Source organism: Lacrimispora sinapis, assembly GCF_043633585.1.
GTDB lineage: Bacteria > Bacillota > Clostridia > Lachnospirales > Lachnospiraceae > Lacrimispora > Lacrimispora sinapis.
Genome location: NZ_CP141832.1, coordinates 3,486,672 through 3,499,353, shown reverse-complemented (window position 1 = coordinate 3,499,353; position 12,682 = coordinate 3,486,672). Strand labels below are relative to the sequence as shown.

Annotated in this window: 17 protein-coding genes, 3 tRNA genes, 2 rRNA genes and 1 pseudogene; 18 read left to right on the top strand and 5 right to left on the bottom strand. The window is 45.3% G+C overall.

Going from position 1 to position 12,682, the window contains the following annotated elements:
* Positions 1–41 precede the first annotated feature (41 nt).
* The 5 genes from rrf to VIG27_RS16515 all read left to right on the top strand — a co-directional run bounded on the left by rrf (position 42) and on the right by VIG27_RS16515 (position 3,764).
* Positions 42–159: ribosomal RNA gene (gene rrf / locus VIG27_RS16535) — 5S ribosomal RNA — on the top strand.
* A 7-nt stretch (positions 160–166) separates the two neighbouring features.
* A tRNA-Ile gene (locus VIG27_RS16530) sits at positions 167–240 on the top strand.
* A 70-nt stretch (positions 241–310) separates the two neighbouring features.
* Positions 311–383 (top strand) — tRNA-Ala (locus tag VIG27_RS16525).
* 328 nt (positions 384–711) lie between these two features.
* A 23S ribosomal RNA gene (locus tag VIG27_RS16520) occupies positions 712–3,603 on the top strand.
* 88 nt (positions 3,604–3,691) lie between these two features.
* Positions 3,692–3,764, top strand: a tRNA-Gly gene (locus tag VIG27_RS16515).
* 17 nt (positions 3,765–3,781) lie between these two features.
* Here VIG27_RS16515 and VIG27_RS16510 read toward each other — a convergent pair.
* The 3 genes from VIG27_RS16510 to VIG27_RS16500 form a co-directional block, all read right to left on the bottom strand.
* The gene (locus tag VIG27_RS16510) at positions 3,782–4,894 is read right to left on the bottom strand and encodes a tyrosine-type recombinase/integrase (RefSeq protein ID WP_394523721.1); all 1,113 of its coding nucleotides are present in this window, start codon (positions 4,892–4,894) and stop codon (positions 3,782–3,784) included.
* A 170-nt stretch (positions 4,895–5,064) separates the two neighbouring features.
* Positions 5,065–5,295 (bottom strand): hypothetical protein, encoded by a 231-nt coding sequence (locus VIG27_RS16505; RefSeq protein ID WP_394523719.1) that lies wholly within the window; start codon positions 5,293–5,295, stop codon positions 5,065–5,067.
* Entirely contained in the window at positions 5,295–5,678 is a 384-nt protein-coding gene (locus tag VIG27_RS16500; RefSeq protein ID WP_394523717.1) for a helix-turn-helix domain-containing protein, read from the bottom strand. The genes VIG27_RS16505 and VIG27_RS16500 overlap by 1 nt, the downstream gene beginning before the upstream one ends.
* Before the next feature lie 217 nt (positions 5,679–5,895).
* Between VIG27_RS16500 and VIG27_RS16495 the strand changes: the two genes are divergently transcribed.
* The 3 genes from VIG27_RS16495 (at position 5,896) to VIG27_RS16485 (ending at position 6,924) form a co-directional block, all read left to right on the top strand.
* Positions 5,896–6,111: a helix-turn-helix domain-containing protein gene (locus VIG27_RS16495; protein ID WP_394523715.1), complete on the top strand. Its 216-nt coding sequence runs from the start codon at positions 5,896–5,898 to the stop codon at positions 6,109–6,111.
* A gap of 15 nt (positions 6,112–6,126) precedes the next feature.
* Entirely contained in the window at positions 6,127–6,333 is a 207-nt protein-coding gene (locus VIG27_RS16490; protein ID WP_394523714.1) for a hypothetical protein, read from the top strand.
* A gap of 267 nt (positions 6,334–6,600) precedes the next feature.
* Entirely contained in the window at positions 6,601–6,924 is a 324-nt protein-coding gene (locus tag VIG27_RS16485) for a hypothetical protein (RefSeq protein ID WP_394523713.1), read from the top strand.
* Here VIG27_RS16485 and VIG27_RS16480 read toward each other — a convergent pair.
* The gene (locus VIG27_RS16480; protein WP_394523711.1) at positions 6,914–7,201 is read right to left on the bottom strand and encodes a hypothetical protein; all 288 of its coding nucleotides are present in this window, start codon (positions 7,199–7,201) and stop codon (positions 6,914–6,916) included. The genes VIG27_RS16485 and VIG27_RS16480 overlap by 11 nt on opposite strands.
* A 92-nt stretch (positions 7,202–7,293) precedes the next feature.
* Between VIG27_RS16480 and VIG27_RS16475 the strand changes: the two genes are divergently transcribed.
* The 10 genes and pseudogenes from VIG27_RS16475 to VIG27_RS16430 all read left to right on the top strand — a co-directional run bounded on the left by VIG27_RS16475 (position 7,294) and on the right by VIG27_RS16430 (position 12,180).
* Positions 7,294–8,091 (top strand): Rha family transcriptional regulator, encoded by a 798-nt coding sequence (locus tag VIG27_RS16475; protein ID WP_394523710.1) that lies wholly within the window; start codon positions 7,294–7,296, stop codon positions 8,089–8,091.
* A gap of 92 nt (positions 8,092–8,183) precedes the next feature.
* Complete coding sequence (locus tag VIG27_RS16470) at positions 8,184–8,468, top strand: hypothetical protein (protein WP_394523708.1); 285 nt, start codon at positions 8,184–8,186, stop codon at positions 8,466–8,468.
* A gap of 176 nt (positions 8,469–8,644) precedes the next feature.
* Positions 8,645–8,863: pseudogene (locus tag VIG27_RS16465) on the top strand (AbrB/MazE/SpoVT family DNA-binding domain-containing protein); the annotation flags it as partial.
* 74 nt (positions 8,864–8,937) lie between these two features.
* Entirely contained in the window at positions 8,938–9,126 is a 189-nt protein-coding gene (locus tag VIG27_RS16460) for a DUF6906 family protein (RefSeq protein ID WP_394523704.1), read from the top strand.
* 49 nt (positions 9,127–9,175) lie between these two features.
* Positions 9,176–9,424 carry a hypothetical protein gene (locus VIG27_RS16455; RefSeq protein WP_394523703.1) on the top strand — a complete coding sequence of 83 codons (249 nt, stop codon included), beginning with the start codon at positions 9,176–9,178 and terminating at the stop codon, positions 9,422–9,424.
* 38 nt (positions 9,425–9,462) lie between these two features.
* Positions 9,463–10,104, top strand: coding sequence for a hypothetical protein (locus VIG27_RS16450; protein WP_394523702.1), 642 nt, complete (start codon positions 9,463–9,465; stop codon positions 10,102–10,104).
* Entirely contained in the window at positions 10,104–10,274 is a 171-nt protein-coding gene (locus VIG27_RS16445) for a hypothetical protein (protein ID WP_394523701.1), read from the top strand. Before VIG27_RS16450 ends, VIG27_RS16445 begins: the two co-directional genes overlap by 1 nt.
* Positions 10,275–10,286: 12 nt before the next feature.
* Positions 10,287–10,505, top strand: coding sequence for a YdbC family protein (locus VIG27_RS16440; protein ID WP_394523700.1), 219 nt, complete (start codon positions 10,287–10,289; stop codon positions 10,503–10,505).
* Complete coding sequence (locus VIG27_RS16435; RefSeq protein WP_394523698.1) at positions 10,502–10,990, top strand: hypothetical protein; 489 nt, start codon at positions 10,502–10,504, stop codon at positions 10,988–10,990. The genes VIG27_RS16440 and VIG27_RS16435 overlap by 4 nt, the downstream gene beginning before the upstream one ends.
* Positions 10,990–12,180, top strand: a complete 1,191-nt coding sequence (locus tag VIG27_RS16430; RefSeq protein WP_394523697.1) for a DUF2800 domain-containing protein — start codon at positions 10,990–10,992, stop codon at positions 12,178–12,180. The genes VIG27_RS16435 and VIG27_RS16430 overlap by 1 nt, the downstream gene beginning before the upstream one ends.
* Positions 12,181–12,321: 141 nt before the next feature.
* Here the strand turns inward: VIG27_RS16430 and VIG27_RS16425 are convergent, their stop codons facing one another.
* On the bottom strand, positions 12,322–12,621 hold the full coding sequence (locus VIG27_RS16425; protein WP_394523696.1) for a hypothetical protein: 300 nt from the start codon (positions 12,619–12,621) through the stop codon (positions 12,322–12,324).
* Positions 12,622–12,682 lie beyond the last annotated feature (61 nt).

The following is a 12,682-nucleotide window of genomic DNA, read 5'->3' as shown; positions in this document are numbered from 1 at the left end:
CAAAGAAGTAAATAAGGAAACACCAAGAAAGACAAAAGATTTCTGGTGCCGATGCGCTTAGGGGAAACACCCGTTCCCATCTCGAACACGATGGTTAAGACTTAAGCGGCCGATGGTACTATGCTGGAAACGGCATGGGAGAGCAGGTGGGTGCCAGATTATTTATGGGCTTATAGCTCAGCTGGTTAGAGCGCACGCCTGATAAGCGTGAGGTCGGTGGTTCGAGTCCACTTAAGCCCATTGGTTAAAAAACCAGAGAAGAAAGAATATAGGGATTGCCTTTACAGGGTAGACCCACATCCAGTATCATGGGGGTGTAGCTCAGTTGGGAGAGCACCTGCCTTGCAAGCAGGGGGTCAAGAGTTCGAATCTCTCCATCTCCATTGGCCGAAAGCCACTTTATCAAGACGAGCCGAAAGGCGAAGGCTGAATTGAGTGCGAGGCCGTTCAGGAAGCTTAACAAACGAAAGTGAGTTTTGCTGAATGAACAATCATTAGTATGTACCTTGAAAACCACATATTGAAATATATCTAGATAGAGTCTTTGCAAAAAGACAATATCAAGACATCCGAGGTGTTACATCGAACGATGTAACCAAACAAAACTCGTTCAATTATCGTGACGTACGATAAACGAACAAACCTAAGACCAGAGATACAACGCTATGTATCTTAGATTAGTAGCCCGCACCCGCAGGTGAACATCGAATTGGTTAAGCTAATAAGAGCGCAGGGTGGATGCCTTGGCACTAAGAGCCGATGAAAGACGTGATAAGCTGCGAAAAGCTTCGGGGAGGAGCAAATATCCTTTGATCCGGAGATGTCTGAATGGGGAAACCCAGCTGAGCAAACCTCAGTTGTCGTATGGTGAATCCATAGCCATACGTCGGGAACCCGGGGAACTGAAACATCTAAGTACCCGGAGGAAAAGAAAGAAAACTCGATTTCCAAAGTAGCGGCGAGCGAAATGGAAGGAGCCTAAACCGTCATGCGTGCATGGCGGGGTTATGGACTGCAGGAAGTGAGACGATTTGTTACCAGAACGGTCCTGGAAAGACCGGCCATAGAAAGTGAAAGCCTTGTATGGGAAAGCAATAGTCAGCGAGCAGGATCCAAAGTACCACGAGACACGAGAAACCTTGTGGGAATTCGGGGGGACCACCCCCCAAGGCTAAATACTCCTTAGTGACCGATAGCGCATAGTACTGTGAAGGAAAGGTGAAAAGGACCCCGGGAGGGGAGTGAAAAAGAACCTGAAACCCTGTGTTTACAAGCTGTGGAACCACGTTAAAGGTGGAACCGCGTACTTTTTGTAGAACGGTCCGGCGAGTTACCGTTACTGGCAAGGTTAAGCACTGAAGGTGTGGAGCCGAAGGGAAACCAAGTCTTAATAGGGCGTTGAGTCAGTAAAGGTAGACCCGAAACCGGGTGATCTACCCATGTCCAGGTTGAAGCTGCCGTAAAAGGCGGTGGAGGACCGAACGCACATCCGTTGAAAAGGGTGGCGATGAGGTGTGGGTAGGGGAGAAATTCCAATCGAACCCGGAGATAGCTGGTTCTCCTCGAAATAGCTTTAGGGCTAGCCTCGTATTAGTCTGCCGGAGGTAGAGCACTGAATTTCCTAGGGGGCGTCAAAGCTTACCAAAGAATATCAAACTCCGAATGCCGGTCAGATGATGTACGGGAGTCAGACTGCACGAGATAAGTTGGGCAGTCAAAAGGGAAAGAGCCCAGACCACCAGCTAAGGTCCCAAAGTGCGTGTTAAGTGGAAAAGGATGTGAGATTTCAGAGACAACTAGGATGTTGGCTTAGAAGCAGCCACCCATTCAAAGAGTGCGTAATAGCTCACTAGTCGAGAGGTCTTGCGCCGAAAATGTCCGGGGCTAAAACACGACACCGAAGCTGTGGAATGTGCATTTATGTACATTGGTAGAGGAGCATTCTTAATGCATCGAAGCATTACCGTAAGGAGATGTGGAGTGTTAAGAAGAGAGAATGCCGGAATGAGTAGCGAGATGGAGGTGAGAATCCTCCAGGCCGAATATCTAAGGTTTCCAGAGTAAAGCTGATCTGCTCTGGGTAAGTCGGGGCCTAAGGCGAGGTCGAAAGACGTAGTCGATGGACAACAGGTTGAAATTCCTGTACCGCATATTATCAGAACTGTGGGGACACAGAACCGAGAGAGAACCCGGGAATGAAAAGACCGGGGCAAGCATTGGACTGGTTAAGCTGGCAAATCCGCTTAACAACAGGAAGGTGTGACGCGTACCGAACAAAAGTAGGGAAGTCTCTGTAGGGGCTGTCAAGAAAAGCCGCTATTGTGTAATATGTGCCCGTACCGTAAACCGACACAGGTGGATGAGGAGAGAATCCTAAGGCCGGCGGGAGAAGCATTGTTAAGGAACTCGGCAAAATGACCCCGTAACTTCGGGATAAGGGGTGCCTGAGAAATCAGGCCGCAGAGAATAGGCTCAAGCAACTGTTTAGCAAAAACACAGGTCTATGCAAAACCGAAAGGTGAGGTATATGGGCTGACGCCTGCCCGGTGCTGGAAGGTTACGAGGAGGGGTTAGCGGAAACGCGAAGCTCTGAATTTAAGCCCCAGTAAACGGCGGCCGTAACTATAACGGTCCTAAGGTAGCGAAATTCCTTGTCGGGTAAGTTCCGACCCGCACGAAAGGCGTAATGATTTGAGCGCTGTCTCAACAATGCACCCGGTGAAATTGAAATACCAGTGAAGATGCTGGTTACCTGCGCCAGGACGGAAAGACCCCATGGAGCTTTACTCTAGTTTGATACTGGGATTCGGTATTGCATGTACAGGATAGGTGGGAGGCAGAGAATCAAGGACGCCAGTCTTTGAGGAGCCGATGTTGGGATACCACCCTTGCGATACTGGGTTTCTAACCTGCAGCCATGACCTGGCTGGGGGACAATGTCAGGCGGGGAGTTTGACTGGGGCGGTCGCCTCCGAAAGAGTATCGGAGGCGCTCAAAGGTTCCCTCAGAATGGACGGAAACCATTCGAAGAGTGCAAAGGCATAAGGGAGCTTGACTGCGACACCGACGGGTGGAGCAGGTAGGAAACTAGGACTTAGTGATCCGGTGGTATAAAGTGGGATTGCCATCGCTCAACGGATAAAAGCTACCCTGGGGATAACAGGCTTATCACTCCCAAGAGTTCACATCGACGGAGTGGTTTGGCACCTCGATGTCGGCTCATCGCATCCTGGGGCTGTAGTAGGTCCCAAGGGTTGGGCTGTTCGCCCATTAAAGCGGTACGCGAGCTGGGTTCAGAACGTCGTGAGACAGTTCGGTCCCTATCCGGCGTGGGCGTAGGATATTTGAGAGGAGCTGTCCTTAGTACGAGAGGACCGGGATGGACTGACCTCTGGTGTATCTGTTGGTGATCAAGACCATGGCAGAGTAGCCAAGTCGGGAAGGGATAAACGCTGAAGGCATCTAAGCGTGAAGCCCCCCTCAAGATGAGATATCCCATCGCAAGAGTAAGACCCCTTGAAGACGACGAGGTAGATAGGGCAGAGGTGGAAGCATGGTAACATGTGCAGCTGACTGTCACTAATAGGTCGAGGGCTTAACCAGGTTGGTTTAGGTAAGAGGAAGAACGGATGAAAGATATAAGACAATGTGTGGTTTTGAGGGTATATGCCCAAGGAAGAAACAAAGATAAGCGCGAGTGGCTCAGTTGGTGGAGTACGACCTTGCCAAGGTCGGGGTCGCGGGTTCGAGTCCCGTCTCGCGCTCTTTAAAAGCCTTGTATTTACAGGGCTTTTTTCTGTGTGTGTTGCAAATTGTGTTGCATAGTATCAAAATGATTTATAATCTTTTCTGTAAAAATCGTGTTGTAATCTTCCATAGTTCCCCTATAAATTCTTTTTAATGTTCCATCAGAGGACCAACCGCCACGAGCCATAATGTATTGATCTGGTACGCCAATTGCGTGCATGACACTGGCTGCATAATGCCTAAGATCATGAAAGCGGAAGTGCGGAACGTTGAGCTTTTTTAGAGCTCTTTCAAACCGTCTTGTCACTTGGTCGGGATTTAAGTCCACAAGCCTCCCTTTGTCTGGGAGTTTCTTAATTATGTACTCCGGCATTTCTATTGTCCTGGAGCTTGATACCGTTTTTGTGGTCTTTGTGATCCACTCTGTATTACCGGCATCAACCATAGCTTTATTAATTCGTATCGTGTTTCCTGATACGTCCGCAGCTGTAAGAGCGCATATCTCTGATCGTCTCATTGTGCCAAATGCGGCCATGTAAACTGCTATCTCCATATCTTTATCATTCACAGCAAAATAGTCCAGCAGGGTGCGGATATCGCTGTCGGTGGGGACATATAGGTCGGGCTTCACCTTTTGAGGGAGAGTAATATCTATTTGGATTCCGGGTGCATACATCTCCATCACAGCAGATAAAAGTCCGTAGGCATTCCTGGTGGTCTTTGGACTGTGTTTGACGGCAAACTTATTCACCCAACATTGCACAAGCTCAGAAGTCAGCTTACGCAACTTTACATCAATGCAATCACCGTAATAGTTTTTTCTCATGCGCCGGTACTCCCTGATGGTGGAAGGGGATAGGACATTACATTTAAGTTCACAGTACTTATCAATCGCTTCTCCCAGGGTAAAGTCTTTTGGGCGACTGATGTTGGTCTTATCAGCGGCGAACGCTGCGGCCTCTTTCTCGGCCTGCCGTTTTCCGGAAAGGGACGGATCGTCACAAGTAAAGGATTCGTAAATTCGCTTTTGTTTTTGCTTACCGTTTTTGTCAAGAACAGGTTTTCCGTCTTTTTGATATACTGGTTCTGAATGACTGTAGACCAAGCACCTCCAGGAGCCTGATGGTAATTTCTTTGCTGTAGCCATAATATCATTTTCCTTTCTATTTTTGGGTATAAAAATAACGCCTCTTGCCAGGACGTTCCGAAAATGATATAATATGTTTGCCTAAAATATCATTTTCTTTCCGGAGCGTCCGGTAAGAGAAAATCTATGTGAAAGCCGTTCGGTGTTGGTAGCACCGGGCGGTTTTTCTATTACATCGCCAATTCTATTGAATCAGCATCTATTTTATTAAAGTCATCGTTTGCAATATGCAAAAGAGCGTGCTGATATGCAAGCATCTGCCGTTCTTGATTTAGTCTCGAATTGATTATAATGGTAAAGCTGCCATCACTATTACAGATCACTTGTTCTTCTATCTTTACATCCATATCTAAAAAATGTACCCCTATTGCCTCCGTAAGCAAAGGATTGTTCATTCTCATCAACACCCTTCGTCATTGTGCTTGTCTTCTTGTTGCTTTAAAGATTGTATAAAGTCTATATGCGCTTTCAGTCTTTCCGGTGGCAGATCCTTTGCTGCATGGAATAGTGACTTCAGATCTGGGTTTTCAAAAATTTCCTGCGCTATCTCCCGCGTTTCTTCATTGACGTAGTAATGTTCACTATCATCCTCCATGTTGCCGGTCATAAGATAATCTACGGACACACCTAACGCTTCCGCAATTTTCTGTAACTTATCTGCACTAGGAGCATTTTTATTAAATTTATTTATGGAGCTCCTCGCAAATCCAAGTTCTTGTTCTAAGCGATTTACTGAATAACCTTTTACTTTCGCAGTATCTCTTATTCGTTCATATAATCCCATTTTAAAATACCTCAAAATTTTGCGCAATTAAGTATTGACATTCGCAAAATTTTATGTATAATAAAATTATGAGTTGCGCAAGATTTTGCGAATGTCATATCTAAGGCGTATATTCTTTGTTGTTTGTTGGCGCTTTCAATTTTAGAATATTTTACGCAAAAAGTCAAGAGAAAAAACATAAAATTTTACGCAACCAAAATTATAAGGAGGTGAAACCTTGCTTTATGGGAATATAAAAAATTTATGTGATAAAAAAAATATCCCTATTTCTCAATTGGAAAGAAATCTTGAATTTCCAAGAAGCAGTATCTGTAAATGGGATGAGAATGAGCCGAGTGTGTGGAGAGTTCAAAAAGTGGCAAAGTTGTTAGGCGTAACCGTAGACAGCTTATTAGAAGATTCAAAAGAAACCCAGCAACTCGACAACCATTGAAGGAGGTGAGAGAGGATGAAATCTATTAAAGATGTGTCAGGAATAACTTCTGAATGCAATAATGGAATTTGCACGGCAAAAGAGGGGATTTTTGCCCCAAATGAAATTGAAAAGGCAGAAGCAATTATCAAAATTCTAGATGGAATGACAATTGCTTCTGCACGTGAGTTACTTGAGAAACTGGCTGAATACATGTTGCAATCAGTTTTTAATTCCGTTTAGGGAATCGCAGATTTCTCCACACGTTTCATTAAATTTCTTCATGAAGTCAGAAACAGACATGCTTTTAACATCGTAGTGACTTTCGATGTAGGCAATGGCGAGGCGGTCAATTCGGTCTTGTAACGACAGAGTAGTAGTTTCCATGGTTTTATGATTCTCCTTTCTTTCGTATTTCAGCATGGCAGTGCTGATACAGTAATTATAAAACCGAAAAAAGGAAAAGACAACCAGGATAAATAACATCACATTGAAAAGGAGGTGAGAGAGATGGATGTATTTCATAAGGTTTTGAACAGTTGCCTGACAGAGACCCAGATCGAAATATTACGTCAGGCGCTGAAAGCAAAAGCGAAAGTTTATTTTTATGGACGCGGCTTAGGAAAATCATTACTCGCGGAGACACTGAAAAATGCGGGGTATGACGCGGATGAGCCGGGAACAAGATTAGATGCCCTGGGGCCTATGGATGTGCAAGATGAACCTAACACAATCGCTTTTTGTGTAAAAAATACCCCAAAAGAAACCATTAAAGATGTGTTCGATATCCTTTTGGGGTGCAAGAACGAGATTGTCGAATGGGTTAATCTGTAAAATGGGTCTTCCCAACATTAAAGTACCAATTGGGTTCTACCGCCCCTTTCACGGGAACCGCCTTGTATCCCTCCTTTACCATCGCTTCCATAAAGCAGCGCGAGGTAACATGGTGTCCCTTATTCGCACCCGTCAAACGATTATATCGTGCCTTTAAGCCGTATGCGGTCTGCTCATGATTGATACTCTGAATCATTTTAAAGTTGGAGATTATGTAATCAAGCAAGCTGTTCTGATCCGCTTCACTCAGATCAGAAAAATAATTAGCGTTCTCCATGTCCGTTCTCCTTTCATTCGTACTAAGCCCTGGCAGGAGCCTGTAAGTACAGTATAAGGAGAATTGGAAAATTTTACAAGAAAGGAATATACATGAAAAGTTTAAATCAAACATTAGACAGCCGTGAAGTGGCTGAAATGGTAGGAAAGCAACACAAAAATGTTGTGCGTGATATTCGGGTTTATATCGAAGAACTTAACGAGCTCAAGATTGAGCCGGTTGATTTCTTCAAAGAGTCAACCTATACAGATGGAAAAGGAGAGGTTCGACCTTGCTTCCTGGTTACTAAGAAAGGATGTGAATTTATCGCCCACAAGCTGACCGGAATCAAGGGTACAGAATTTACCGCCCGATACATTAACCGGTTCCATGATATGGAGGATACGATCAGGGAAGGAATTCCACAGAGGGGATCAACACCGAAGCGCCCGGCTCTTTCATCAGTCAATATGGCCGCAAAGATCATGAAGGATTCTTACAAGGAAGCTGGCGTTGATTCAAAGTTTATCGCCGTTGCAGTAAACAACCTCTATAAGAATGAAGCTGGTATTGACTTTGGAATCCCTCTGATTACTGACATGGTGGACATGCCGAAACTTTACGATTGTACAGAGATTGCCAAAGAACTTGGGATTTACTCCACTGGTGACAAGCCTCATAGCCTGGCGGTCAGTGCTATTATTCAGAAGCTCCATATGGAGGAAAGCGAGATCGTAACAACTCCATTCAGTAGAAATGGACATTCTGACGTGACTGTTCAGTACAAGCCATCTGTCTTTGACGATGTGAAACTGTGGCTGGCGGAAAACAACTATCCGGTTGGAATCTCTTATGTAGACTCGAAGGGCAATGCAAAACTTTGTACCGTGGTTTACAGGGGAGTAGCCTAACATGATTACACGTTCCTGCAAGTCCTGCCGGATCCGATGCCCGGAGAGGAGCCGAAGATATACCTGTATAAAATATGAGAGGAGGAAGCCAAGTGCCAAAGTTAAAACCAAACGACAAAGAGGCATCAAGCAGGGTAGTAAGGGCCTGCATCTCTAATAATATGGATCTTTATTGCCTTAATGATGAGAATATAGCAGTTAAGCTGGGAGTTACTCAGCGGACGGTCCAAAACAAGCGTGCAAGGCCAGAGACTTTTACCCTGGGGGAATTATGGGATTTAAGCAAGTCATTAAAACTCACGCCAGTACAAGCTGCCAGCATCGTATTGGGGCGGCCGCTTACAAGCAAGGAAGTCAGAGAGTTTATTTTGTTGTGAAAGGAGGAACCCCATGCGAAAGTACTATGACAACTTAGACGATTACACCGACACCCGCCCGTCACGTTTGATGGAATGGTGGAAGTGGCTCATGCCCAGACTAATTGCGGTATGGTGTACTGTACTGGTGTTGGCGTATTGCGCACATTTAGAAGCTATGTGAGAGGAGAAAAATTATGAAAGCAAGTGGCATTGTAAGGCGGGTAGATGATCTTGGACGGGTTGTCATTCCCAAGGAGATTAGAAGAACTTTAAGAATCAATGAAGGCTGCCCCATGGAGATCATTCCGACCCAGGAAGGTATTCTGCTGAAAAAATATTATGCAGAAGAAAGTCTGTCGGATCTGATTTCAAGTATTAACGAGGAAGTGGAGGAGTTGCGCAAGGACTTGGGGCCGGAAAGAACGGGAGATATCAGGCGACACCTTCGGGAAATTCAGAGAGTTCTTAATCCTGCGGGGAAACGCTAATGGGAAGACCAGGAAAGCCAACCAGGGGCCAGCGGGAGATAATCCGTCAGAATGGATATGATCCGGAAGTGTATCTGGTCATATCGAATGAAGCCCGGAAGATGCGTTTACTGAACGTAGTCACCGGAGAGAAACTGAAAATTAAAAAGAACCCGGCAGGTGCAAACTGCCAAGGTTCAAGTAATTAAATAAAAACAATTCACCCTTATTATACATAGGGATTCGGAGGAAATCAAGATGGATGATCAGAAAAAGATTTTCGTAACATGCGAAAAAGTTGGTAGCGGCTCCAGAGTTGAAGCTGGAGGAACATTTAAGGACATTGTGGTTTTAACCACTGAGTTGTTAATAGAAGTAGGAGTATCCCTTTCCCAAGAGGAGGTTTTCGATAAAATGATAACTCCTGAAGATCTCATCAAAGCTATTTCTGCAACTGCAATAGAAAGTGCCAGTAAACGCACTAAAGAAGATGTATTAAGCCATTAAAACTATGAGATGCGGATTTTTAGGGGGGGGGGTAGCCTATGTGTGATCGTGTCATGCTTACCCCGCTTACCCCAGAGGAGAGAGCATTTGCAGAAGAAAACCACAGCGCCCTTGAATGGTGCATGAGGATTCAAAAGCTGGATGAGGACCTGTACGATGTGGCAGCCTTCGGATACCTGCAGGCAGTCAAGAAATGGTTTGCCCGGCCCGAGGTCAGACAGTGGTCCTTTAAAACAGTGGTCAAGCAATCTGTGCGCAGATCCATTGGACACGAACGGGAAAGGCAGGATAGGCAGATCCGGACAGTCAGCCTGGATGATGTGATTCCGGGGACTGATGACCTGACTTATGGGAGTTGTATTACAGTGGACAATATCAAGTACCTGACAGGAGAGAAGGAGAAAAAAGGAATGAAGATAAGCTATGATGTGCCGATCCCAGAGGTCGCCAGGGCCGGACGGGCTTCGGGCGTGGAAACGGAAGCATTGTTAGAGTTTCTGGTTTCCACTCATAAGACAATGAGATTGGAGTATGACGACCCAAAGCAGGCCAAGGGAAAATATTCTACTATTCAATCGTGGAAGAAGAGAAAAGGTAGAGACGATTTTAACGCCTACAGAGTGGCGGAAACGATTTTTATAGAAAAGGTAACAAAGTCAAAGAGAGGAGAAAAACAGTAATGAAATTGAATGACTTATATAAAATGTCTATCGGTGATGCCTTGAGCAAGATGGATATTGTTGATATGAAAGTACATACCGATGATGATGGTGAAATAAGATCCCTGGAAATTAAGTATGTTCCGATGCCGCCAAATACACCAGTAGCACCAGTGAAAGCTTGGAACTAGGAGGATATCAAAATGGCTGATTTAAAATGCGAGATTTTAGAAACGCTTGTGGAGCTCCCAAAGTCCGGGAAATATCACAAGGAACTGAACCTGATTAAATGGGGAGATAATTCCCCGAAGTATGATCTTCGTGGCTGGTCTGATGATCGGTCAGAAATGACAAAAGGTATCACCCTCTCAAAAGAGGATCTAATAAAACTAAAAGAAGGATTAGGAGGAATTGAATTATGATTAACGTAAATTTTGACTCTTTAGATGAAATGCTGAGCTTTGCAAACAGACTGGCTACACTTGGACAGAATGGGCCCGGTCCTGTACCTATGCAGGAAATCCCTGCGCCAGTACAGTCCACACCAGTACAGCAGGTTCCGGCAATGACCGCACCAATTCAGACGCATCCTGCGCCGACAACTGGCTTTATGAATATACCAGATGGAGTAGAAGCGAATATGCCGATTCAGACACAGGCCGCACCGACAACTCCGCCGCAGAACACAGCACCAACACAGCAGATTCCTGCACAGGTGCAGACTACTGCCAGCAGCTATACTATGGACGATCTGACAAAAGCAGCAGTCATGCTTATGGATTCTGGAAGACAGGCTGATCTGCTGAACCTTCTGGCCCAGTTTGGGGTGGAGGCATTACCCGCACTCCCACAGGAGCAGTACGGAGCGTTTGCAACAGCTCTCCGGGGATTGGGGGCACAGATATAATGGGACATGCGGAACGGGCACATGCCCTGTTAAGTGCTTCCAGTGCTCACCGATGGCTTTATTGTACTCCCAGTGCAAAGCTGGAGGAACAGTTTCCTGACACAACTTCAGAGGCGGCAAAAGAGGGTACACTTGCTCACGAATTAGCAGAAATGAAAGTTCGGAACTATTTCTACACAACAGACTTTGGAAAACGGAAGCTGACTGCGGGAATCAATAAGCTGAAAAAGGAAGAACTTTGGCAGGATGAAATGGTGGGCTATACGGATGAGTATCTGGATTACATAAAGTCGGTAGCTCTGGCCATGAAAATTGAGCCTTACGTGGCTATCGAAAAGAGGGTAGACTTTAGCGCCTATGTTCCCGAAGGATTTGGAACTGCGGATTGTGTGCTGATCGGAGGTAAGGTGCTGCACGTTATAGATTTTAAGTACGGAAAAAGTCCAGATGGGCGGGTGAAAGCAGAAGGGAATCCCCAGCTTGCCCTTTATGCTTTGGGAGCCTACGAAACCTATAAAGTTCTATATCCTATAGAAGAAATCAAGATGTCCATTGTCCAGCCAAGGCTTCCTGATGGTATCTCAGAGTGGGGCTGTCCACTATCAGAACTGCTGGCATGGGGAAAATACGTGCAAGAGCGTGCAGAGTTAGCCACAAAAGGAGAAGGGGATTTTTCTCCGGGCCCAAAGACCTGTAAATACTGCCGGGCCCGTGGCAGATGCCGGGCAAGGGCAGAAGAAAATGTCAGACTGGCATTCTCCCCTGACAAGGGAAAGCTCCCTCCCCTGATCACCAATGAACAGATGGGACAGTATCTTACCCGGGGTGCAGATGTTGCTAAGTGGCTTAGTGATCTTCAGGACTGTGCACTTGCAGAATGTTTGGCTGGTAAGGAGGTCCCTGGCTGGAAAGCAGTAGAAGGCAGAGGCTCCAGAGTATGGACAGACATGGACGAAGCGTTTTCAAAGCTGAAAGAAAACGGAATTTCCGAGACTGTATTGTGGGAAAGAAAGCCTCTTACACTGGCTCAGATAGAAAAGGTAGTAGGAAAGAAAGATTTTGAAACCTTTGTAGGGGACAAGGTAGAGAAAGCCCCAGGAAAACCGGCGCTGGTAAAAGAATCAGATAAGAGGCCGGCGATCACAAACACCATAAGCGCGAAAGACGCATTCAAGGAGGACACAGTTTGAAAGAAGATGTTAAAGAGTTATGGAGAATAGAAGCCGAAAGTCAATGGCGAAGGTTTGAGTTGCTAGTGCAAACTGAGAAACAAAATGAAGAACTGGAAAGAGTCCTGAAAGAAAAGGACCTTTCCAGACAAGACATAGCTATTATTCTATTGGGTCTTCGCGTTCGACCCGAATTTGGTCGGTCAAGTTTCGGTATTGAGTAGCATAGTGCCCAAGAATATCCTTTAGATCTGCTACAGATATGTTTTCATATACACCCACGCAAATCTTGGGGGCTATTCGCCAAACATACAGAATGCATTTTCCTCGCATCGACTTGATGCCAGAAACTTCAAATTCATAGTTGTTTCCTAAATTACGGTATATAACATTTTCAAAGTCAATTATTGTAGCAATGTACGGACTTCCTAAGTCCGAAGCAATTTTTTCAACTAAATTCATAAATAAATCCTCCTGATATTTTTCTCTATTATAAATCGGGAGATAACCAAAAACAATCTTA